The sequence below is a fragment of the Clostridium sp. genome, assembly GCF_036642255.1.
Classification (GTDB): Bacteria; Bacillota; Clostridia; order Clostridiales; family Clostridiaceae; genus Clostridium_J.
On the sequence record NZ_JAVWDJ010000021.1, the window covers coordinates 13,319 to 36,886 of the forward strand.

The 23,568-nt window shown below is 30.5% G+C and carries 19 protein-coding genes and 1 other annotated feature; of the genes, 5 read left to right on the top strand and 14 right to left on the bottom strand.

Going from position 1 to position 23,568, the window contains the following annotated elements; translation table 11 throughout:
• The first annotated feature begins 133 nt into the window (after positions 1-133).
• Together RR409_RS12355 and RR409_RS12360 are read left to right on the top strand one after the other, a co-directional pair.
• Positions 134-1,363 carry an SH3 domain-containing protein gene (locus RR409_RS12355; protein WP_332558069.1) on the top strand — a complete coding sequence of 410 codons (1,230 nt, stop codon included), beginning with the start codon at positions 134-136 and terminating at the stop codon, positions 1,361-1,363.
• Positions 1,364-1,569: 206 nt separating this feature from the next.
• Positions 1,570-1,770 (top strand): cold-shock protein, encoded by a 201-nt coding sequence (locus RR409_RS12360; RefSeq protein ID WP_332558070.1) that lies wholly within the window; start codon positions 1,570-1,572, stop codon positions 1,768-1,770.
• A 48-nt stretch (positions 1,771-1,818) separates the two neighbouring features.
• On the opposite strand, the gene RR409_RS12365 is transcribed toward RR409_RS12360, so the two are convergent.
• Positions 1,819-2,958, bottom strand: coding sequence for a GGDEF domain-containing protein (locus RR409_RS12365; RefSeq protein WP_332558071.1), 1,140 nt, complete (start codon positions 2,956-2,958; stop codon positions 1,819-1,821).
• A 78-nt stretch (positions 2,959-3,036) separates the two neighbouring features.
• On the opposite strand from RR409_RS12365, the gene RR409_RS12370 reads away from it, so the two are divergent.
• The gene (locus RR409_RS12370; protein WP_332558072.1) at positions 3,037-3,216 is read left to right on the top strand and encodes a hypothetical protein; all 180 of its coding nucleotides are present in this window, start codon (positions 3,037-3,039) and stop codon (positions 3,214-3,216) included.
• Between the two features lie 365 nt (positions 3,217-3,581).
• Here the strand turns inward: RR409_RS12370 and RR409_RS12375 are convergent, their stop codons facing one another.
• From RR409_RS12375 to RR409_RS12410, 8 genes are all read right to left on the bottom strand, one after another.
• Positions 3,582-4,391 (bottom strand): hypothetical protein, encoded by an 810-nt coding sequence (locus RR409_RS12375; RefSeq protein ID WP_332558073.1) that lies wholly within the window; start codon positions 4,389-4,391, stop codon positions 3,582-3,584.
• A gap of 216 nt (positions 4,392-4,607) precedes the next feature.
• Positions 4,608-5,183: a hypothetical protein gene (locus RR409_RS12380; RefSeq protein ID WP_332558074.1), complete on the bottom strand. Its 576-nt coding sequence runs from the start codon at positions 5,181-5,183 to the stop codon at positions 4,608-4,610.
• 216 nt (positions 5,184-5,399) lie between these two features.
• Complete coding sequence (locus tag RR409_RS12385) at positions 5,400-7,172, bottom strand: hypothetical protein (RefSeq protein ID WP_332558075.1); 1,773 nt, start codon at positions 7,170-7,172, stop codon at positions 5,400-5,402.
• Between the two features lie 224 nt (positions 7,173-7,396).
• Positions 7,397-8,233 carry a 16S rRNA (adenine(1518)-N(6)/adenine(1519)-N(6))-dimethyltransferase RsmA gene (gene rsmA, locus RR409_RS12390; protein WP_332558076.1) on the bottom strand — a complete coding sequence of 279 codons (837 nt, stop codon included), beginning with the start codon at positions 8,231-8,233 and terminating at the stop codon, positions 7,397-7,399.
• Position 8,234: 1 nt separating this feature from the next.
• The gene (gene rnmV, locus RR409_RS12395) at positions 8,235-8,777 is read right to left on the bottom strand and encodes a ribonuclease M5 (protein ID WP_332558077.1); all 543 of its coding nucleotides are present in this window, start codon (positions 8,775-8,777) and stop codon (positions 8,235-8,237) included.
• Positions 8,778-9,268: 491 nt separating this feature from the next.
• Complete coding sequence (locus tag RR409_RS12400) at positions 9,269-10,285, bottom strand: 3D domain-containing protein (RefSeq protein WP_332558078.1); 1,017 nt, start codon at positions 10,283-10,285, stop codon at positions 9,269-9,271.
• Positions 10,286-10,667: 382 nt separating this feature from the next.
• A complete protein-coding gene (locus RR409_RS12405; protein WP_332558079.1) occupies positions 10,668-11,432 on the bottom strand; it encodes a TatD family hydrolase in 765 nt (254 codons plus the stop codon).
• 380 nt (positions 11,433-11,812) lie between these two features.
• Positions 11,813-13,333: a DUF445 family protein gene (locus RR409_RS12410; protein ID WP_332558080.1), complete on the bottom strand. Its 1,521-nt coding sequence runs from the start codon at positions 13,331-13,333 to the stop codon at positions 11,813-11,815.
• A 452-nt stretch (positions 13,334-13,785) separates the two neighbouring features.
• Here RR409_RS12410 and RR409_RS12415 point away from each other — a divergent pair, with 452 nt between their 5' ends.
• Positions 13,786-14,559, top strand: coding sequence for a histidinol phosphate phosphatase (locus tag RR409_RS12415; RefSeq protein ID WP_332558081.1), 774 nt, complete (start codon positions 13,786-13,788; stop codon positions 14,557-14,559).
• Between the two features lie 343 nt (positions 14,560-14,902).
• Here the strand turns inward: RR409_RS12415 and metG are convergent, their stop codons facing one another.
• From metG to RR409_RS12430, 3 genes are all read right to left on the bottom strand, one after another.
• A complete protein-coding gene (gene metG / locus RR409_RS12420) occupies positions 14,903-16,834 on the bottom strand; it encodes a methionine--tRNA ligase (protein WP_332558082.1) in 1,932 nt (643 codons plus the stop codon).
• Between the two features lie 117 nt (positions 16,835-16,951).
• Positions 16,952-17,240: a binding site (T-box leader), on the bottom strand.
• 344 nt (positions 17,241-17,584) lie between these two features.
• A complete protein-coding gene (locus tag RR409_RS12425; protein WP_332558083.1) occupies positions 17,585-19,183 on the bottom strand; it encodes a hypothetical protein in 1,599 nt (532 codons plus the stop codon).
• A 14-nt stretch (positions 19,184-19,197) separates the two neighbouring features.
• On the bottom strand, positions 19,198-20,115 hold the full coding sequence (locus RR409_RS12430; protein WP_332558084.1) for an ABC transporter permease: 918 nt from the start codon (positions 20,113-20,115) through the stop codon (positions 19,198-19,200).
• Between the two features lie 362 nt (positions 20,116-20,477).
• Between RR409_RS12430 and RR409_RS12435 the strand changes: the two genes are divergently transcribed.
• Complete coding sequence (locus tag RR409_RS12435) at positions 20,478-21,854, top strand: MATE family efflux transporter (RefSeq protein ID WP_332558085.1); 1,377 nt, start codon at positions 20,478-20,480, stop codon at positions 21,852-21,854.
• A gap of 164 nt (positions 21,855-22,018) precedes the next feature.
• Here RR409_RS12435 and RR409_RS12440 read toward each other — a convergent pair whose 3' ends face one another.
• Both RR409_RS12440 and RR409_RS12445 read right to left on the bottom strand, forming a co-directional pair.
• A complete protein-coding gene (locus tag RR409_RS12440) occupies positions 22,019-22,555 on the bottom strand; it encodes a spore maturation protein (RefSeq protein ID WP_332558086.1) in 537 nt (178 codons plus the stop codon).
• A gap of 159 nt (positions 22,556-22,714) precedes the next feature.
• Positions 22,715-23,290 carry a nucleoside recognition domain-containing protein gene (locus RR409_RS12445; protein ID WP_332558087.1) on the bottom strand — a complete coding sequence of 192 codons (576 nt, stop codon included), beginning with the start codon at positions 23,288-23,290 and terminating at the stop codon, positions 22,715-22,717.
• Positions 23,291-23,568 lie beyond the last annotated feature (278 nt).

Genomic DNA, 23,568 nt, shown 5'->3' on the forward strand with positions numbered 1-23,568 from the left:
GTAATAAATTGTAAATTTTAATAGGAATTTAAGGTATTTTATTGTTATAAGGAAAATTTTGCTTTATAATGGAATTATCTTAGTTTTTTAGTCAGTATATTTTAATTTATTTGTTTTAAGAGGAGGTTAAAAGTTGAGAAATAAACATCTTAAATATTTATTAGCAATTGCTTTTGCTGTGGGATTTTCCTTTAAATTAAATAACAGCGTAGCACTTGCAACCCCAAATGAGAACAGTTCAGTAACATCTCTTAAAGCTGGTATTGGTATTATATCTGCAGATGCACTTAATGTTAGATCAAACTCTAACACTTCTTCTGAAGTAATGGGACAACTATACAAAAATACTAAAATAACTATTCTAGAAACTAAAAGTGGCTGGTATAAGATTAACTTCAACAATAGGACAGGCTGGATTAGTGGTGAATTTGTGAAACAAGAAACTTCAGGCGCTGAACCAAGCAACACTAAAGTTGGAAAAGTTAATGCTAGTTCCTTGAATATAAGAGAAACTGCTGACACTAGTTCTAAAATATTAGGCACTCTAAAGTCAGAAGCTATAATTGAAATTTTAGACTTTAACAATAATTGGTATAAAATAAAGTATAATGATACAGTTGCTTATGTAAATGGTGATTATATAGTATTAACCTCTAAGGATAATGATCCCACTAGACCAAGTCGAGGAGAAGATGTAAAACCAACTACTCCACCTCTTGATCCTGGTACATCACCACAAAACAAAGCCGCTATCATCACTGCTGATATTTTGAATGTTAGAGAAGGTGCAGGTTCAAACTATACTAAGGTTGGTGTTGTTCGATATGGAGATAAGCTTTCTGTATTAGCTCATTCTAATGGTTGGTATAAAGTATCTCAAGGAAGCTTAATCGGTTGGATTAGTGGTGACTATCTTAAAATAGTTGATGCAAATTCCTCTATTACTCCACTTGTGAGAGAAACACCTCTTGCAGAAAGCAAATACTCTGGTTTAGATATAGTTAAAAAAGCTGAAGAATATTTGGGTGTTCCTTATATTGCAGGTGGTTTTACCCCTTTAGGCTTTGATTGCTCTGGATTAGTTCAATATGTTTACAGACAAATGGGCATTGAACTTGAAAGGACAAGCTATTATCAAGTTCATGAAGGAGTTACAGTAAGTAAAGATGAGCTAAAGCCTGGAGACCTACTATTTTTCACTACTGATGATAGCAGACCCGAATCTGTTTCTCATGTAGGTATCTATAAGGGAAATGATTTGTTTATTCAAGCTTCAAAACCTGGTGATGTAGTAAGAATTTCAAATTTAAATTCTGCTTATTACAGCAACAGATATTATATAGCAAAACGTATAATAAAATAAGACTTTCCTTTGGGAATATAAGCCTATCGGTTTATTCTTTAAGCTTATTTATTATATTTTAAAAGCTCAATATTACAACTAAATATTTATTAAAAATATTTTAGTATAAAAACTAAATAAAGTGATAACAATATAATTATAATTAAGGTTAACCAAATATGAAAAATTGATTTTTCGCTTTATTTTTACATTCAGGAGGAAGTTAAATGAAAACAGGTACAGTTAAATGGTTTAATTCAGAAAAAGGATTTGGATTCTTATCAGTTGAGGGAGAAGAGGATGTATTCGTACACTTTTCTGCTATAACAGGTGATGGATATAAGTCTTTAGAAGAAGGTCAAAGAGTTCAATTCGAAGTAGTTGATGGTGCTAGAGGACCTCAAGCATCTAATGTTAGTAAAATATAACATTAATAATAAAACACCTTTCTAAGTGAAAGGTGTTTTGTATTTTTATCAACATTTTTTGCATTTTTTTGATGAATACATTCTCTCATCAGCCTTTTCAATTAAGGCATTTAAATCCTTTGTTGAGCTATCCACCTCTACAATTCCATAACTAAAGTCTAAAGACATATCACAGCCCTTTGAATTTTTGTAGATATTCCTTAATTTCTCAACAATCTTCTTACTACTCTTCTCATCACTCTCAGGAATAAATATTATAAATTCATCCCCTGCCATTCGCCCATATATACAGGATGGTTCCAACTCATTTTTAAATATATTCGCTAATAGTATTAATACCTCATCTCCTACAATATGACCATAGGTATCGTTTATGGTTTTGAAATCATCCAGATCCATAAATATTAATGTAGCTTTTTTACTTTTATCTTCAAATGTTTCTAAATGGTAGTTTATAAGATATTCTAAGTATCTTCTATTATATATTCCCGTTAGTACATCGAAGTTAGAAGTATATTCTAAATCACGTTGAATGAAAAAAGTTCTTAAAACTAACTTTAATTCATTGATTATATGTTTTAGGTTTTTTATATCATCCTCAGAAAAAATATGATTAATTTTTATACTATCTAAGTTGATAACACCAATAACCTTATTATTTAGTTCAATAGGACAACTTAAGGTGCAATAAATATCCAATGCTTCTGTCTCTTTAAAAAGTTTATGTTTATCAAAGTTTAAAATGTTCCTATTAAATTTTGCAGGATTCCTTATAATGGCGATATCTGTAAACTTATTTTTAGCATATAAAAAAACTTCTTCTTTTTTTAATTTAATATTTCGCAGCTCATCTGAGTATCCTTCTAAGGCTACATAATGAAACAATTTATCTTCTAGTTCCATGAGAATACTCCCTTTTGCCGCCTTTGGAACCATTTGAATTGCTCCTTTTAAAATAAGCTCGTAAACTTCATTCTTACTTTTGGCTTCAAGAACGTTTTCTCTTAATATGTACAATGCTTCCTTAGTACCTTTAAGATATCTAATTTTTCTTCTATGTATATTTATAATTAAAAACTCCACTATAATTAATATGCATACTACTAATAATAGTAAGTTATCTGTAAACAATTGAACCACAATTAACACCTCAAGTGTAATTATATCTATTCTAAAATATACTTTCAATGAAATTTGCCCTTAAATTGGAATATTTTAATCATGTGATGAAAAAACTAATAAAAATATATTTTTATGGAGGGCAAAATGAACGGAAGAATAATTGATATTAATAATTCAGGTGCTTTTGTTGAATTAACGGATGGTACAACTAAAGAGATTCCTTTTAATCGACTTCCTGCTAATGCAAAGCTAGGAGATAATATATCAATAGACCCTACTAAATCGCTGAATATGGTTAATAATATGATGATAGATATGTTCTAAAATATGGTTAATCTATTATAATAAACTTTAAATAATTTACCCATTACTATAAAAATTAAATTTTATGTTTTCACTAGATTTAAAGAAAAATAAATATTCACTAGGGCTTCCTATGGATGAGAAGGGATTTGTTTTTTAACCACCCATCTAATACTAGCGTAGAAACACTGCTAAAATTAATGAAATAAGCTAAAAAGTATCTCGACTTCTCGAGATACTTTTCTTATAATTTTATCATTATTTTATTGAAATGCTTTCAATAAAATCTAAACTCGACTGAAAATCTATTTAGGGTAATATATTTTCCATTAAGCGAAAAATTTATTTAAGCTTCTAAGTTTTAAGATTTCCCTTTGAAAAACGCCTTAAAAGTTTTCTGGTTTTTCTGTTCCTATGGATATTTTCCAATTACCTTGCTCATATAGATTATTTATATAATACACATCTGGCTTTTCATTTGCTTTCCCTTCAAAGGTTATAATAGCTTTATATTTTGTGGATGTATATCCTTCTGTTTTTATTTTCATTACTATATCATAATTGTCTTCCTTGGTTTTATTAAAAATTTCAACATTCTCCATTTTATTTAGTCTTTCATCAAAATACATTAGATTAGTAGACAGCTGAAACTTAGCCATCTCTATATCACTTGATATATCCAGAGCTAGTTTCTTATTTTTATTTTCTCCAATGTTATATGCTTCTAAAGTTCTATACAATGATTCATAATATATATTTTCAAAGTCTATGGGCCTTCTAATGTTAGAAAAGTTTTTTATTATATCATTATCTAATCTCTTAGATACTATATAACTCTTACTATCACTATAAAAGTTAGCTCCATCTTCCTTATCTAACCCTGCTACATAATTAAACCTACTTACTTTATCTATTGATTCATATATTTCAAATATATAATCTGGCTCTAAATTAGTTTTGTTTTCTACTTCTTTTGCACTTGATAAAATTTCATATATGTCCTTAATTGCTTCCTTATCAGTTACAGTAAACTTATAGCTTTTATCCCTAGTGCTTTGAATCGTAATTTTCATGGCACCTCTTTGCTTTATGTATTCAAAATCACTATTTTTCGGTGAAATTATTCCACATCCTGATAATAGAATAGTTGAAATTAATATTAATAATGTTATTATCTTTTTATTTATGACCTTCACCATTATCCTCCTTAGTAAAAACCTAGAAAATCAAAATATTCCCAAGCTTAAATTAAGGCATCTTCACAAACGCAACTAGTCATATGCTAGTGTATTTTATTTCAGATGCCTAAAATTACAAAAAAATCACTATTAATTTTATTATAATACTTGTTCTTGTGAATTGCCACCTTTCCTTTATAGTTCCAAAGTGAAATACATGAAATTTTTATTTAGTTAAAACGAAAAAGTATTCACGATATTTTCTAAGAATACTGGTGTATTTTCTTTATGCTTTTCACTATTGACTACAAAGTTAACCTTTATAATATTATTATGATTTTCAATATAATAATTGTAAACCTTACTAATATTATGATTATTCATTGTTAAATTATATTTTATAATTTGACTATTATAGTCTTTTACCTTTGAACGTTCTACTGTATATTCAGTGATACCCATAGACTTTATTTCTTCTATATCAATGTCTATTAATTTTTTTTCATTTTCCTTTGTAATAATTTGAATAAATCCATGAGTATTAGCATCATCTGATACAAACTCATTAAAATAAATTATATTTTGCCTAGCAGTTGATTTTTCACTAGCAATCCAACTCTGTGGAAGGCTGTAAGTTACCTTTCCTTCTAATGCTTCATACTTTTTAAAGGAACCTATGTTGTTTTGTATTAATGTTGCAACCTTTAACCTACCCTCAAAGTATTGTCCAAATCCAATAATAGTAATCATAAGCCCTACTAATATTATGGCTAACCCAGTTTGTCTACTATTTGATATCATAGATTTCATCTATAAGCACCTCTCCTTGCCCAATACGAAATTAAGTAATTATATTGAACTTAATTTCATGTTAAATTTTACTAAATTCTCTATAATATAATATGAAGCTTGTATTATAAATAGACTAATAAATACTTTAGTAAATATTAAAATAGTTTTAAGTTTTTATGATATAAATAAAAGGACTATGAAATATCATAATCCTTTTCTAGTAATTTAAATTCCTTATGAACGTTTAATTGGTATTACCACATTATTAGTTTTGAAATCGTAATACATTAACCAATGTCCCATATCTTTATCTTCCTTGGATGGCATCCATGTTACGAATCCTGTTTTTCCACCATAAGGTTGATCTTCTAATTTCTTAGTTCCTGATATTGCATAAATTATATATTTCAATCTTCCTTCATCATCACATTTGTACCCTATCATGAAGTTCTTTTTCTTGGATATATAAGGATAGTAACAAATCATTGGATAAAATACTACAGTATATTTGTTATAATCATACATACAATACATATCTTCTAATTTGTTTACTTGTACTTTATACCATAGGCAATTTTTAATATTTTCATTTTCTCCAAGCTTTTCAAAACCCTTAACAACCTTTTTGAAGAAATCTCCTGTATTGTCTAGTGGCCAATTATACTTATTCATATAATCCATTTCATGTTTCTGATTGTTACATTGCCCACAATACTCATTGTTACTATCATGTTTCATATGATGATCGCAGTCATGGTGATCTTTATGCTCCTTATGATCACAATGTTTTTTGCAATTATCATAATCTTTGTGTTTTAAATCATGCTCTTCATGATGCATGAATTCTTTATAATAATCAAAATTATGGTCATCATGCTCATGGTGCTTATGGTGTTCACAGTGATCCTTATCTTCTTCTTTATGATCTTTGCACTTCTTTTTCTTGTTTCTTTCAAGCTTAGAATTTTCTATTTCCTCTTCATACATATCAAATATATCTCTAGTGTTAGTTGAAGCATTGCTTCCATTTGGTGCTGCCATATTTATAATTTCAAAGTCTTCATAATAATCTTCGAAATCATCTATATACTTCATACCAGAATTTGTAGCGCCTGTTGCGGGTTGTGTTCCCGTACCCATAGGTCCTGTTACACCTGTTCCTATTCCTGGTCCCATGGCTCCTGTTCCAGTGTTTGTAGTTCCGGTTATGGAGCCCATAGCTGCTGTGCCCATACCCGTTGGTCCTGCTCCAGCTCCTGTAGTTCCTGTTCCAGCTCCCATAGTTCCTGCTCCAGTTCCCATAGTTCCTGCTCCAGTTCCCGTAGTTCCTGCTCCAGTTCCCGTAGTCCCTGCTCCAGCTCCCATAGTCCCTGCTCCAGCTCCCATAGTCCCTGCTCCAGTTCCCATAGTCCCTGCTCCAGTTCCCATAGTCCCTGCTCCAGTTCCAGTAGTTCCTACTCCTGTACCTGTAGTTCCTACTCCTGTACCTGTAGTTCCTGTAGTTCCTGTAGTTCCTGCTCCAGTTCCCGTAGTCCCTACTCCTGTTGCCCCTGCTCCTGTAGTTGGTGTTTGAGGTGTACCTTGGACTACTGGATAAGTAACCCAATCTGCAGGCACGTCAGTAGTTGAGAATCCCATCATAATAGGAACCATTCTTCCATTAGTGGTAGCTACTGCAGCTCCGACAATTTTGTCCATAGCAATGTTTGTACCAGCTATGTTATTCATATCATAATCAAAGTTAACATCAGCTTTTCCATTATCATCTATGTTCAGTCTACCTAAATTTATAAGTTTTTTTGGATCTGGTTGATCTGTTATTAGAATCATATGGTATGGGCCTCTATCTTTTTTTAGGTTCTGAACATAATATGATATTTTTGATCTATTATTTCTTACTTCTAATTTAGCATATCCAGAAGGTGCCTTATCAGTATCTAATCCGTAACCCTTTTGTTCTTCCTGTAATATGATAAAATATCTACTGTAGCTTTTTCTAGGTGTCACTCCCATGTACCTCCATTATAATTTATACATTATAATATATGAGGTATAGCACTAAAAGATGAAAGATTTTTTTTATGGTATTTAAAATAAACAGCTTTAGCAATGATAGAGCTGATATTTAATATTTAAACTAACGCTTAATTAGGCAAATAATCATGTTGATTTTTGACGAAATTATTTGCACAATAAAAATAGCAAGGATAATCCTTGCTAAAATTCATTAATTATTTAACTTCTATAATAGTCTTAGATAAGTTTGCAAATTCTTCAATAGATAGAGTTTCTCCTCTTCTATTTGGATCTATATTTGCATTTTCAAACGCCACTTTTAACTTTTCCTTATCTAGTCCAATATTCTTCATAGCATTCCATAAAGTTTTTCTTCTCATATTAAAAGATTGTCTTATAACATTAAAGAATAACTTTTCATCGCTGATCTGCACTCGTGGTTTTTCTAATCTATCCAATCTTATTACTATAGAATCTACCTTAGGTGCTGGAATAAAGGATGAAGGCGGCACTCTTCTTATTATTTTTGTATTGCAGTAGTATTGCACTAGTAATGAAAACGCTCCATAATCTTTAGTGCTTGGTTCCGCATCAATTCTTTCCGCAACTTCTTTTTGAATCATTATGGTTATAGATGCTATGTTGTATTTTCCATTAAGTAAATTTGCAATTATAGGTGTAGTTACATAGTAAGGTAAGTTTGCAACGATCTTTACACTTTTCTCATCCCCAATAAGTTCGTTGTAATCTACCTTTAATGCATCCTTATGTACTAATTCGAAATTTTCAAAGCCCTTTAATTCCTCTTGTAGTATTGGTATAAGTTTCTCATCAAGTTCAATACTAGTAACTCTCTTAGCCCTTTGTAAAAGCTCCTTAGTTAGAGTTCCAACTCCTGGTCCTATTTCAATAACATAGTCATCTTTAGTAATTTCAGCTCCATCAACTATATCATCCAAAACAGAATCATCTATTAAGAAGTTTTGTCCTAAACTTTTGGTAAATTTAAAATTATATTTTAATACTACTTCTTTAGTGCTTAACTTTTCCATATTAAATCTCCCTATCTATCTTTTTTAGTGCTTCAATAAATTCTTCCTTGGAAATTCCATAGTTATTTAATCTTGTTACTAATTGAGCTGTGTTGCAATATCCTATTCCAAGATATTTTCCTACAGCATCTCGTCTTTCTTTTGCTTTACTATTTCCTGTAAGTCTAAAAAAATACATATCTTGAATATTAAATTCATTTCTAGCTTCCTTCACTTCACACTTTGCTTTTTCTAAGGCTCTTATAATAGTTTCAGGTGAAGCATTCTCAACTCCGATATCTCCATCCTTTGTTCCTTCACTTTGAGTTATATAGGCATGCTTTACATCAGGAACCCTTTTTGCAATAATTCTTCGAATTTTTTCTCCTGCAAAATCTGGATCTGTTAATATAATAACCCCTTGCCTTTTTTGTGCTTGTTTAATTTTTTCTATAGTTTTACCATTTATACCAAAGCCACTAACAGAAATTACTTCTGCATCCACAGCTCGTTTTACTGCTGTTATGTCGTCTCTTCCTTCAACTACAATAACTTCTTTAATCATAAGATTTCCTCCAAAACAATAACGTTCTTTCTCTATTAGATATCTGAAATAAAACAACAAACCTAAACTGATATCAGACTTGCTAGTTATTTTTTAAGATGTCATAAATTATTGTACATTATTTTCCTTTATAATTTCTACATATACCATTTATATTTTTTACCTAGTCTTCTGAAATAAAATAACAAATGAAAATGCTCTAGACATTTTTGGTTTACAAACAACTTGCCCTCCATAAACACCATTGTACTTATAAGGCTGCTTGTGCTCACAAAGTTACTTGTGTCACAAGAAAACAGATTCCAATGATAGCTACCCAATTATTAGCTTCTATTTTTCTAATAAACTGCCTATATAATATTTTCTACAATTGTTATCCTACTGACTTGTTATTTTTGAAGATGGCTCATATAAATGTAGGTTATGAGTTTTTTCATATAGATATACAATTTAGATAGCCGTAACAAAATGAAAAATAGGAGAATAATCTCCTATTTTAAAATATAAACATTAATTTTTCTTCTACCCCAATTCATCATTTCTGAATAGGTATTAAAATATACATCTATTATTTTACCTTTTATAGCACCACCTGTATCTTCTGCTATGGCTAATCCATAGCCTTCTATATATATCTTACTACCAAGCGGAATCACTCTTGGATCTACGGCTACAGTGCTATAACCATTAGGGTCACGTCTACATTTTGTACCTGTGGCAGTTCTGTCACTAGCATCTCCACGATCTGCAGTATATGCTGTTGACGAAAATACCATTTTTTCTGTATAAAGGACTTCTCCTCCACGAGATGGTCTTAATACTCCTAAGGTTCCAATATCAATAATTTTCTTAATTGGACTTTTCTCAACCTTCTCTTCAACCACTTTTCGGTTGATTTCTTTGCCATCTTCATACACAATCTCTGTTGTGATTACTTTTTCACCCTCGGCACCATCTTGGATTACTTTCTCAGTTCCTTGAACCATGTCGCTATTCTTTCTAACTTCTGTTTCGAAAGCAATTTGTTGGGTTTCATTTATAACTTCTCTTTTTACTCTTGTTATTTCGATTTTCATACCACTTTGTAGTGGCTCTTCTAATGCTGGCACAATTTTATCCTCTGCATTTAAAGCTATTTTTTCAGCTTCTAATAATTCCTGAACAGTTTTTTCTGCAGAAGAAATTTCCAAATTTTGTCCATCTACATTCACTTCAAGTTCCACAGCCTTGCTAACATATATAACATCTCCGTCTTTAACTTCACTGTCTACTGTCATAGAAATCTTATCTTTGTCCTTAATAACTATACCATTATTATCAAGAACAGTATTTAGGTTCTTTGATAAGGTAGTTATTTCTGTTTTTTCTCCATCTATAACTATTGTTATATTTTTTCTTAAGTTAAAAATTGTCACTGTTGCACACATTAAAACTAATGCTACAACAAACAATGTTTTTGGCCAAATTGAAAAATAATTCTTCAATTTATCTTTAGCAATATTTATCATAAAGATTACCTCCCTAAGACAAGAGTACTAAGAAATTATATATTACAACAGTGTACCTGTCAAATTTAGCACTCTAATCAATGAATTGACTGTACTAAATGCATCTTATGCATAGAATTATAATTTACAAATAATTCCGTTTTTGATGTATATCAGTCATTTCAGGGTGGAGTTGAAGTGATTTTTATTTTAATGTATATTCCAAGATATAATTAATATTCCTAATTAATAAAATATCTATATTTCTATAGGTTTTCATTGCTTCATTTCAACATTAAACTTCTTACCCTTATTAACGCATGATAGTACAAAACACAAATTTTATATAACATTACCATACTAATTTTTGTAATTTATTACCATTAGATAGTATTATAATAGATTAATTTAAATTTAGCAAGTTTTTTGTATTTTTTACCATTTCACTCTCAACTTCTTGTCTAGTTATATTTTTCAAAGCTGCTATTTCCTCCATTATGTATGTTATGAAGTCTGATTGGTTCCTCTTCCCCCTAAAAGGAGTTGGTGCCATATACGGACAATCTGTTTCTACTAAAAGTTTATCTATAGGTACAGCTTTAACTACTTCCTTAATTACCTTAGCATTTTTAAAAGTAACAACCCCTGTGATTCCAATGTAATATCCTAACTTTAAGCATTCTCTAGCAAACTCTACACTACCTGAAAAGCAGTGTACTACACCCTTAACATCACCAAATTCCTTCATAATTTCCAATGTATCTTGATGAGCTTCTCTATCGTGAATTACTACTGGTAAATTAAGCTCTCTTGCTAGTTGCATTTGCTTTCTAAAGGCTTCTTTTTGAATATCTCTTGAAGGATTTTCTTCCCAATAATAATCTAATCCTATTTCTCCAATAGCTACTATTTTAGGATTCTTACATAGTTCTTTTAATCTTTCTAAGAGATCTTCATCTATGAAATTCGCATATTCTGGATGAATACCTAGAGCCCCATAAATAAACTCATATTGCTCAACCATTTCCACCGTGGCCTTCAAACTCTTTAAATCCGACCCACAATTTAAAACTCCTATTACACCCTTTTCCTTTATGGTTTTTAAAACGACTTCCCTATCTTCATCAAATTGACTATCATCATAATGTGCGTGTGAATCAAAAATCATGGTTTTCTCCTTTTTTAACTTCATTATTTTGTTTTCTATTCCCAACGACTTCTTCTATATATTCATTATAACTTATAATGGACATAAACCATAATTTTACATCAATTCCTTATGATTTATGTCCATCTTTTTAGTTTTTATTCAATTTTGCCAATAATCTACATATACAAATCGTCAATATTCCCCTTTTACAACCCTTTCCATGGTTAAAATTCATAGTCATAAATCTATATCTTTTAATTTTCACCACATAGTTTATATAAGTAAATGCGGTTGGTTATATAAGCTATCTCTTTCTAACACTTCAATTATTCATTTATATATTTTTTGATTTAACCATAGTAGCTTCTTGTTATTCTGAAAGAATAACTGGTTTTGTCTTAATAAAACGATGAAAGTATTGGAGATAGTACCCCTAATGCTCCACCTAAAACAGCACCTAGCCAAGTAATTGCATTAAGCTCTTTATTTGCAATTTCTAAAATTATCTCCTCTGCATAGGTTACTTCAAATTCATTTATCTTTTCCTCAACTACCTTAGCTATATCAAAAATTTCAATAAAGTCGGAGGCTTTATTTTCTATAAAGGAGTTGTATAAAGATAAAGTTATGGAAGAAAGCTTCATTGATACATCTCTTCCGTCTTTTCCAAACAACTCTTTCATTCTTGTATTTAAAACTCTCTCTAATGCAGAATTTATAAAGGTTTTAATAGCACCTTTAACATTATTACCTTGAAGAAGCCCATTTATTTTATCTGTTATATACGTAACAATAGTGTCCTCGGCTTTTAGATTTAGCGTATCTAATAGGTCTTCCAAGGTTTTATTTTCCGTTATGTTAGCTTCCACAGTTTTTATAAATTCTTCTATTACATTACTTTCTTCTACATTTTTTACTAGTACTTCCCACAACTTTTCTCCTATTAAAGTAGTTCCTTCTACTGGAATATTTTCCGATATATCAGCAACCTTAGTTTGTATAACTTTAGATAGAACCTCATTTAATATTAAAACTAAATCTACTAGATTCTCCTCATTATCAAGCATCTGAGAAACCCCATCTACTATTTTGTTATATATAGTATCTGAGTTAACAAACATAGCTATCATCGGGTTCATTTGCGTTGACACTACATTACCTATTATCTCTTTTAGTTTGTTTTCATACTTTTCTTCCTTCAAGGCACTTTGAATATATGCCCCTATTTCATAACGTTTATTGTACATATAAACTTTCACATTTCCTACTACACTTGGAGGAATTATTTCTTCCAAAGTTACCTGATTTTCCTTCATTTCTTCTAACTTATTTAGCAATAGTTTTGATACGTTTTCTTTAGTAGCATTGCTATTAAGATTTTTACCTATACCCTCAACCAAAAACTTTTTTATTTGCCCATATTTTTCAGTGGACAATATACTCCCAGGGGAAATACTTAGCATCCCTTTTATTTCTTTATGTAAAAGTAAGGCAACTTCCTCTTTAAACTCCTTACTTTTTACACCTTCTGTTATGAAATCATATATGTTTTCTCTAACATCTTCACTTATTTCCTCATAATGTCCATTTAGAAGTACCTTTAAGTTTTCTTCTACAGTAGATTCACTATGTTCTAATTTTTTTATCTCTTTTTCTACCCAAGATGAAAGTGAATTATTAATTTTTTCACTACATAAGGAGCTTAGGATGGTTTCCTTTGTTAATAGGTGGGATCCTATAGCTTCCCCTACACTTTTAGCTATTCTTTTTCTCTCTTTAGGAATAAGACCTGGTGTAAAAGGAATTTTAATTCCAAATATTTTCTTTTCTTCGTATGGTCTAAATAACATTTTTATGGCAAGCCAGTTAGTTATATAGCCAATAACTGCTCCAACTAAAGCACCAATTAAATACTTCATATTTTTCCTCCCTTTTTCCTAATAAATATAGTTATACGTCTTTAATAATGTTAAATTTCAACTTCTTCAAGAATTTTGCAAGGAGATTTTATTCCTGCCAATGCTTACCTCTTCTGAAATCTCAACCGTAATGGAGCGAGGATAATTATCCTTTAGGAATGCTATGTAATTAAAAGATTCTTATAAATATTAATTTCTATACTGAAAAATTATAGAACTACTTATTTAAGATTTCAACCTTTATGGAAAATTTATTCACTAAAATTCTTCTTTTATTGGTATAATAACTTTGTTTGAGGCCATAACTTGTCTAATAAATTTAGGATTAATCCTCTTTTCCCCAAAACTTACTTTATGTAAATTTGCTCTCCCTAAATTTATTTGCCAAATGCTTATGATGGAATGCCTATTATTAAAAATACAAAGAAATATTTTGAAAGGTTGCTGAGTTTATGATATTTGATACCCATATCCATACTAGTTTTTCAACAGACTCAAAAATGAATATTAAAGATGCAATTCAAAGAGCTAAGAGTTTAAATATTGGATTAATCATTACTGATCATATGGACTTAAATTACCCGGAGAAAGATAAATTTGTTTTTGATATAAAACGCTTTTTTGAAACCTATGAGCCATATAGAAGTTCCTCATTGCTTTTAGGCATTGAACTAGGTATGGACACAAAATATGAAAATGAAAATAAATTAATAGTAGATAATTATAACTTTGATGAGATAATAGGCTCTCAGCACTTTCTCCATGGCTTTGACATATATGAGGGTGCTCTTTATGAAGGAAGAATTAAGGAAGATTTATTTAGAGATTACTTCTTAGAAATTATTCATTCTTTAAAAACTCACAGCTATATAGATACCTTGGGGCATATTGATTTTATCTCTAGATACTATCCTTTAGAGGATAAAGAAATTTACTATGAAGATTATTGTGATTATATCGATGAAGTTTTAAAACTATGTATTAATAATGATATTGCCATGGAAATTAATACCCGTAGACTTAGCAATATCACCGCTTTTAATAACCTTACGAAAATTTTCAAGAGATATAAGGATTTAGGTGGAAAATATGTTACTCTTGGTTCTGATGCTCACACTTTGGTTTCCATAGGTTCGAATTTAGATAAAGGCTTCTACATTGCTGATAGTGTTAATTTAATACCTGTATATTTTAAGAATAGAAAAATGAATTACATAAAAAAATAGCTATAAGAGGGGGATCATCTCTTATAGCCTTGGGGGATAAATTCACTCTATAATCTAATATAGAGTTGGTTTAGTATGGGGGATGTTAAGATATCCTTTAATTTGAACATCTAATTAAATTATTACCATTATTTTTTAATTTATACTCTCTTAAAATGGATTTTTTAATAAAAAGAAGAAAAGCCCTAAGAACTATCTTAAAGCTTTTCTTTCTATAAAACATGTTAAATAGGACAACTAGTCTTTTCCCATCCTATCACATGAACATAACCTATTATTTTGTTTCCTTGCACAATTTTCTGCCATTTTTCATCTATTATTTTGATGACTACCTAATTAATTATTATTTTACGATTGATCCTGTTGGTAAATCCCCTGGATTTGTAGCTAAAAGTACACTATCATCATCTGTAGATCCATAAAGTATCATTCCTTGTGACAATTCTCCTCTTAGAGTTACAGGCTTTAAGTTTGCAACTAATATTACATTTTTGCCTATTAACTCTTCTGGCTTATAGTGCTCTGCTACCCCAGAAACTACTTGACGGATTTCTCCCCCTAAGTCTACTTTAAGTTTTAAAAGTTTTTTAGCTTTTTTTACTGGTTCGCACTCTAAAACTTTTACTACTCTTAAATCTATTTTATCAAAATCATCTATAGTGATTTCTTCTTTAATAGGTGTCATTGGAGCTCTTTCAGGTTCTTTTTGAGCTTCTGATAACTTATTTAACTCTTCAATTTTCGCATCTACATCTATTCTTGGGAACATTACTTCACCTTTTTTAACTTTAGTACCTGCTTTAGTTCCATCAAAAGAAGCCAAGCTATCCCATGAAGTTATATCTATAGCTAATTGACTATTAATCTTTGAGCTAGTAGATGGTAAGAAAGACGCTACTAAAGCTGATGTTATTCTTAAGGATTCAGCAAGGTTATATAGCACCGTTGCAAGTCTTCCCTTTTTACTTTCATCTTTTCCAAGCACCCAAGGAGTAGTTTCGTCTATATACTTATTAGTTCTTCTAATTAGCGTCCAGATATGATCTAAGGCGTCAGATACCTTAAGATTATCTATTTCTTTTTGTACCTTACCTGGGATCTTAAGAGCTAGTTCTATAAGTTCATTATCTACTGGTTCTTTTATATCTGGTGCAGGGATAACTCCGTCAAAATACTTTTCAATCATAGTTACAGTTCTTGAAACCAAGTTTCCAAGATCATTAGCAAGATCTGAATTTGTTTTCTTAATGAAAATTTCATTATTAAATAGGCCATCGGAACCAAATGGAATTTCATGTAGCAAGAAATATCTTACCGCATCTACTCCAAAGTGCTCTACTAACACCACTGGATCAACTACATTTCCTAGGGATTTTGACATTTTGCCTCCATCCACTAAAAGCCATCCATGACCAAAAATCTGTTTTGGAAGTTCTAATTCTAAAGCCATTAACATAATTGGCCAATAAATTGTGTGGAATCTTAAAATGTCTTTTCCGATTAAATGAACATCTGCTGGCCAATATTTATTATAAAGTTCAGTATTATCACTGTTGTAGCCAAGAGCTGTAATATAGTTAGAAAGCGCATCTATCCAAACATAAATTACATGACCTTTATCAAACTCAACTGGTATTCCCCAATTAAAAGAGGTTCTAGATACACACAAATCTTGTAGTCCTGGTTTTAAGAAGTTATTAACCATTTCATTTTTTCTTGATTCTGGTTGAATAAATTCAGGATGACTTTCTATATGCTGCAGAAGTCTATCTGCATATTTTGACATTTTAAAGAAGTAAGCTTCTTCTTTTGCTTTCTCTACAGGTCTTCCGCAATCTGGGCACTTTCCATCTTTAAGCTGAGTTTCAGTCCAAAAAGCTTCACATGGTGTACAGTAAAGACCCTCATAGGAACTTTTGTAAATATCTCCTTGCTCATAAAGCTTTGTAAATATCTTTTGTACAGCACTAATATGGTAATCATCAGTAGTTCTTATGAATTTATCGTATTTTATATCCATAAGCTCCCAAAGATCTTTAATTCCAGCAACAATTTCATCTACGTATGCTTTTGGAGTAACGCCTTTTTCCTCTGCAATTCTTTGAAGTTTCTGACCATGCTCATCAGTTCCTGTTAAGAACATTACATCATGACCTGTAAATCTTTTAAATCTTGCTATAGCATCTGCAGCTACTGTAGTATAGGTATTTCCTATATGAAGTTTTGCAGATGGGTAATAAATTGGTGTAGTGATATAATATGGTTTCTTACTCATATTTTCTTCCTCCTCTATTCTAATGGTTTTTAATTGCAAAATTATATTGTAAATAAATTTATTTATAACAAATTTATTTGTTCAAAATAAAAAAGCCCCTATGTGGAAATATTTCCACATAGAGACGTAATATACGTGTTACCACTCTATTTTATACTTATTTCACAATAAGTAACTCAGCAAGTGACTCCGCCTTAGCTTTTATCACCCTGCAATATATCGGTTGCCACCGTATTTCCTTAAACGGATGAATAAATTCATCTTGAACAAGTTTATTTTAACCAAGTTCATTTTTCAGAAAATCTGCTCCGAGGCCATGTTCTTAAGCTTTATTTTCACTGGCTTTCACCTACCCCAGCTCTCTGTAGAAAACTTCCCTTAATACTCTTCTCTTCATAGCATTAATTTTAATTATTCTTATATCATATGAAAATAAGTTTAAACTTATTCTCGTACCTAACATCTTTTATTTCATTTAAAAGCTTAGGTTGCTAGATTTTTAATCACATAAAAAACTTATATGCAACTTATATTTATTATTATGATATGACAAAGGAAAAATTATGTCAATATAAAATATTATTAAATAATGAACAAGTTCATTTTGGTAAGGGGATTTGGAAGGATATTTAACTGAACAAAGTACCTTTGTGAACAAAAGAATTTTGTTACATCAAAGTTTAATTTTTAGCCTAAGACTCCTACCTAAATAGGTTAGAAGTATTATTCTTCCAAAATGTCGTCAAATCCTTATTTAAGAAATCCAACAAATAAAGCTAAGGTTAGAAAACTATCAATAAAAATAGGCTTGGAATAACTAAGTGCCATTACATTCTTTTCTAAATCATCTTTATAATTGACATATCCATATAATAAGCAAACCAAACTAATAATGCTCATGGCTGCCATTCCTATGGTAAAAGTAAAATGGGTTGGAATAAATGACTGAAATCTTACAAAGGATAAATTTCTTACTACAAAGATTTTTAGTATGGTTGTTAACATATACGCTATTATAAATATGCTCTTTCTCACTGTATAGGAATACCTATATTCTAACAAAGACAGTATACTAAACAATGAAATAGCTGGTATTATCCAAATCATTCCGTAAGTTACCACATAGGCAAAAGAAAACAGTAATCCTTCAATATTTTCTATTAGTGCCTGTACCTTCTCGTCATTTCTAATTTTATTATTATATTCTTTAAAATCATTTCTTGTAGATGTAATGTACAGTTTTCCGTAGTCTTTTTTTATTGGATCAAGAAACACTAAGGTATCCTTATAAACAGCTGGATTTATTGATACTGACTTTGTTCTAGATACTGTATCCATCATTACTCCAAGTTTATTTTCAATCTTCATTTCTAAGATATCTGTCTGACTTTTTCCCTTAGCCACATCCCTAGCTGTACTAATTAGTAACTTTCCACTTTCATCCTTATAAGGCGCTGGAGTTGCAATACTGATTCCTGATCCATTATATATATATCCCTTTTCTACACCTTCAAATTTTATAGGAAACTCTCCACGACCTATAGCTTCACCACTTTCAAGGGAAAACGATATGTATTTATACCCTATATAATCACTGTTGAATACATATTCAATTAAATTTGTAACGATATCTTTGTCAATTATGGATATCATACTTCTAAACTTTACTTTGCTATATTCACTAATGCCACCTGCAGATTTCATATCTGAGATTACTCCATCTTCCATGAAAAAATAGTTCAAATTTCCAAAGATATTCGAATAAATTATGCAGTATTTATTCCCATATTCAACTGAAGAGACCAAAGCTGTATCCCCTCCAGTTTCTACAGTCGTAACTTTATTTTCACTTAAATTTATCAAATCAATTTTTTCTTTGTATACCGCACCTAACACATTATCATTAACCTTAATATAGTCTTTAGGTCCTTGAATTACTGTGTTATCAAGTGTACTTAGGTTCTCATCAAGGGCCACAATCTGTAACTCACCACTTTCTGACCCTATTACAAAATAGGACAAAAGAATTTTCCCGTCATTTTCAAACACATTAATATTTTGCGGAAACTCTGTATTTGTAGAAAGAGAAACCTGTTTTATAACCTTCCCTACACTATCTACTGAAATTACTTTAATATTCTCCCCTTCATTAAAAGCTACTATATAGTTATCATTATATTTAGTTATAGAGGAGAACCCTTTAATATTGCCTTCAGCAATTAGAACCTCTTTTGCCCACTTTTCTGATGGTGGCTGTATTGATGAATTATAGTTTAATTTGTAATGATAACCCAAAATTATAAGAAGGATGATAGCCATAACTCCATAAAAAACCTTGTTTATTTTCATAATCTTATCCCCAATCATTTTCTTAGTACAACCTCATGTGGATTAAATGCATCCCTTAAGGCATCTCCTAAGATATTAAAGCATATTATAGTTATTGATATTATAAGGGCTGGCAAGAACACTTGATATGGATAAAAGTGTAATGAAAATCCAGCTCCATAAAATAATTTTCCCCAACTTAAAATTGAGCTTCCAAAGCCTATAAAGCTTAAAACACTTTCTATTAATATTACATTTGGTATTTCTAGGGTTATAGTAACAATTGCAATACTTATTATATTTCTCATTAAGTGCTTACTTATTATTCTAGAAGTACTTGCTCCGAGGGCCTTTGCTGCTAAAATATATTCCTGTTCTTTTTGTTGAATGAATTGCCCCCTTATCAGTACGGCTATGTTACACCAGCCGCTTATACTCATAGCAACTACAAAGGTCACTATAGATCTACCTAAAATTAAGTTCATAAGTACCACTACAACTAATAGTGGTATATTCATTAAAATTTCAATTACTCTCATGAGAATATCATCGATAAGCCCTCCATAGTAACTACATATTCCTCCATAAATCATTCCTATGGTTAAATTTATAAAAGCTATTATGATACCTAAAATTAAGGAAACTCTTCCCCCCTGCCATACTCCCGAAAATATTTCTCTTCCCAATTCATCTGTGCCAAAGAAATGACTTAATGATGGTTCTAGATTTTTCAATTCCCGGTTCTGCTCTAAAAAAGAACGATCCGCAACCATTGGATAGACTATGGCCATAGCAATAATGCTTAGTAATACTATTATAGTAAAGACGGCAAACTTATTTTTAAATAAGGCTATTTTCACGCTTTCCCAATATGTAAGGCTTGGCCCTTTCCATTCATCTTCTAGTATACGTTCTTCTATTTTCTTAAAATCTTTTGTTGTAAATTCTCTCATACCTATTCCCCCACTTTACCCAGCTTTTAAATAATACATAAGTTCATTTCGTTCAATGACTTTGGAAGGAGATTTTACTCACACTAAAGTTTAATTTTTAGCACAAGACTCCCACCTGAAGAATATGGGCTAATTAACCTTCCAAAATATCATTAAAAATCAAGTAGCTTTATTGCAATGATTCTTATTCTTATTTTTATTAACATTTATACTATTATATGGTAATTTTTAAATTGTTTCAACATTTCAACATTATCAAAATAAAAATAGCATACTAAAAAATTTACGTTAGTTATATTTTCTAATTTCCAATATTTTGATATAATGAATTTATGTTTACGTGTATGAAATTGGAGGTCTATATGGAACTGCTTAAAAACAAAACTTTTTTAAATAAAACAATAATTAAAGATGTATTATCTTTAGCATTACCAGCTGTTGGTGAAATGATTCTTTATATGATGATCTGGGTTATAGATACAATTATGGTGGGAAAATACGGTGGTGAACTTGCTGTAAGTACTGTAGGTATATCTAGTGAAATTCTTTATACTTTCTCCAACATTCTAATAGCGCAAGGTATTGCAGTAGCTATCACTTCAATAGTTGCTAGAAGATATGGTGCAAAGGAATTTAACATTGCTGAGGAGTACGCAAGCTTTGGCTTTGCTATTGGAACATTAATAAGTATTATAACTACTTTAGTAATTTATATATTTGCTGAAAACTTCTTAAACCTAGCTGGAGCACAGCCAGAAGTTATCGCTCTTAGTCTCACTTATATTAATATTGTTTGCATTGGTCTTTCTTTTAATATGATGGCAAGTATACTTTCAGCAATACAACGGGCTTATGGAAATACAAAAACGCCACTTATTACCTCTTTTATTGCGGTTTTCATTAATCTTGGTTTAGATGCAGTTTTGATTTTTGGATTATTCGGGTTTCCTGAGCTTGGTATTAAGGGTGCAGCTATAGCTACTGCCATATCCCATGTATTAGCATTTTTATATAGTGCTACTTACACCTATAAAAAATCCCTTATAAAAGTTAGGCTAAAATATATAATAAATTTAAGTATTTCAAAAATAAGAATTCTATTTAAACTATCAATTCCAGCCTCCCTTCAAGAAGGAGCCTACGGTATAAGTAGACTTGCTACTACTTTTATGATTATGTACCTTGGTACCACTGCTTTTGCAGCAAATCAAATCACTCTAACCCTTGAATCTATTTCATTTATGCCAGGGTGGGGTTTTGCAGTGGCAGCCACTACATTAGTTGGCAATAAGGTTGGAGAAAAAAATTATAAAAAAGCAAAGGAATATGCCTATGCTTGTACATTTTTAAGTGTGGTGATTATGCTTGTTTTTGCAGTATTATTTTTAACTATACCTACCCAATTAATTAAGTTATTTATAGATAGTAAAGAAACTAAGGTCATTGCTCTTGGTGCTAGTTGTCTTATGGTTGCTGCTTTAGAACAACCTACCATGGCAGTTTCTATGGTTATGGGTGGAGCCTTAAAAGGTGCAGGTGATACTAAAACACCATTTCTTGTGGCAGTAATTACCTCATGGTTTATTCGACTTCCCTTGGTCTTCTACTTTATATATTTACTTAAATTGTCTGTGGTTTATTTTTGGGTTATCTGTGTAATCCAATGGACTTTAGATGGATTACTACTATTTATCTTCTTTAAAAAGCAATTTAAAAAAATTGTATTAAATGAGTTTTAGAATATAAGGGATGTCTCATAATGCAAAATATGCTATATGAGACATCCCTTTTTCAATGTATATCTAAAATCTCTATTCTAAAAAGAAAAATATTCCATAAGTAATAATATTGAAGGTTATTTCAACACTTTTTGTATAACAATACTTTTTGAGATAACCCTATTTTAATATAATATAAACTTTGCAAGGTTAATAGCAATTAATACTGCGCAAAAGTCTACCAATAATGCTATCCAAATGCTATGGCGTATTTTCTTTATTCCTATAGCCCCAAAATATACAGTAACAGTATAAAATATAGTTTCAGTAGATCCCATGATTATGGAAGCTGCTGTTCCAATGTAAGAATCTGGCCCAAATTGCTTCACCACATCCGTATATACTCCGAGGGCCCCACTTCCTGAAAGGGGTTTTATAAATATTAAGGGCACTACTTCCGGTGGAATTCCTACAATTTTAACTAAAGGCTTTATAAGATTTATAAGATATTCCATAGCACCAGAAGCCCTGAAGCAATTCACTGCAAGAAGCATTGCTAAAAGATATGGAAATATCCTTACACATATGTTTATTCCCTCCTTGGCTCCTTCCACAAAACACTCATATACCTTAACTCTTTTTCTTACCCCATAAATTACAACTCCACCAATTATTATGGGAATTATAGCTTTTACTATATATTGAAATATATTTCCTAACATGATTCTCTCCTTTTTCTTATATTTTAGAAAGTGATTAGGTTTGCACTATAATTACTGATTCATCTCAGCCTTGATAAAAACTTTAAGTTTGTTTAATTGCTAAAAACATGAGGTATTGGTTTTTTACAATACTATTAAATCATGAAAATATAATTTATATTAAAAATGCTTTTGCACAAGTTTACAAAGAGTTACTCCAATTATTGATGCAATAGTAGTTGTACATAGAGCTGCAAATATTATAGCTCCCGGATTTTGAGAATTTAAAGCGGCTCTTATAGATATAACAGTAGTGGGCACAAATTGTATGCAAGCGGCATTTAAAACTAAAAATAATACCATGTCATTACTAGCTACATCTTTATTTCTATTTAATCTATCCATTTCTTCCATAGCTTTAATTCCAAAAGGAGTTGCTGCATTGGATAATCCAAACATGTTGGCTGTTAAATTCATTACAATTGCACCTAAAGCTCTTTCATCCTTACCAGCTTCTTTAAATATAAGTTTTAGTATTGGTTTTAATACTTTTGCAAGTTTATCAGTTAGTCCACTTCTTTCTGCTATTTTCATCACACCACACCAAAGACACATCATTCCCACTAATCCTATAATTAGCTCTACAGTTGAGGAAGTGGAATTTATTATAGCCTTAGATACAACTTCCCCATTCCCATTAAAAACGCCATAACCTATCCCTATTATTAAGATAAGAAACCATATTACATTTATCATTCAAAACTCTCCTTACAAACTGAATATTTTAATACTTTTTGCAAGTTTTTCAATTAATTCTTGCACACTTTTGCACTGGCTATAATATATATATGAGTAGGACATACTTATTATTTTAATTTTAAAAAAATTCCTTAATTAATTAACAGATATATTTTTGCTATGTTTAGAGAAGACTTTTAATGTAATTAGATAAATAAAAGTTGAATTAATTTTTGCTATGGTAGGGATATTTGAATTTACAACAGAGTTTAAGCTAAATATAGGCTAAGTAGGAA

Coding starts and splice junctions, on each gene's coding strand:
- RR409_RS12360 (WP_332558070.1), top strand. CDS start 1,570: ATGAAAACAGGTACAGTTAAATGGTTTAATTCAGAAAAAGGATTTGGA.
- RR409_RS12370 (WP_332558072.1), top strand. CDS start 3,037: ATGAACGGAAGAATAATTGATATTAATAATTCAGGTGCTTTTGTTGAA.
- RR409_RS12380 (WP_332558074.1), bottom strand. CDS start 5,183: ATGAAATCTATGATATCAAATAGTAGACAAACTGGGTTAGCCATAATA.
- rsmA (WP_332558076.1), bottom strand. CDS start 8,233: ATGGAAAAGTTAAGCACTAAAGAAGTAGTATTAAAATATAATTTTAAA.
- rnmV (WP_332558077.1), bottom strand. CDS start 8,777: ATGATTAAAGAAGTTATTGTAGTTGAAGGAAGAGACGACATAACAGCA.
- RR409_RS12400 (WP_332558078.1), bottom strand. CDS start 10,285: ATGATAAATATTGCTAAAGATAAATTGAAGAATTATTTTTCAATTTGG.
- RR409_RS12405 (WP_332558079.1), bottom strand. CDS start 11,432: ATGATTTTTGATTCACACGCACATTATGATGATAGTCAATTTGATGAA.
- RR409_RS12410 (WP_332558080.1), bottom strand. CDS start 13,333: ATGAAGTATTTAATTGGTGCTTTAGTTGGAGCAGTTATTGGCTATATA.
- RR409_RS12415 (WP_332558081.1), top strand. CDS start 13,786: ATGATATTTGATACCCATATCCATACTAGTTTTTCAACAGACTCAAAA.
- metG (WP_332558082.1), bottom strand. CDS start 16,834: ATGAGTAAGAAACCATATTATATCACTACACCAATTTATTACCCATCT.
- RR409_RS12425 (WP_332558083.1), bottom strand. CDS start 19,183: ATGAAAATAAACAAGGTTTTTTATGGAGTTATGGCTATCATCCTTCTT.
- RR409_RS12430 (WP_332558084.1), bottom strand. CDS start 20,115: ATGAGAGAATTTACAACAAAAGATTTTAAGAAAATAGAAGAACGTATA.
- RR409_RS12435 (WP_332558085.1), top strand. CDS start 20,478: ATGGAACTGCTTAAAAACAAAACTTTTTTAAATAAAACAATAATTAAA.
- RR409_RS12440 (WP_332558086.1), bottom strand. CDS start 22,555: ATGTTAGGAAATATATTTCAATATATAGTAAAAGCTATAATTCCCATA.
- RR409_RS12445 (WP_332558087.1), bottom strand. CDS start 23,290: ATGATAAATGTAATATGGTTTCTTATCTTAATAATAGGGATAGGTTAT.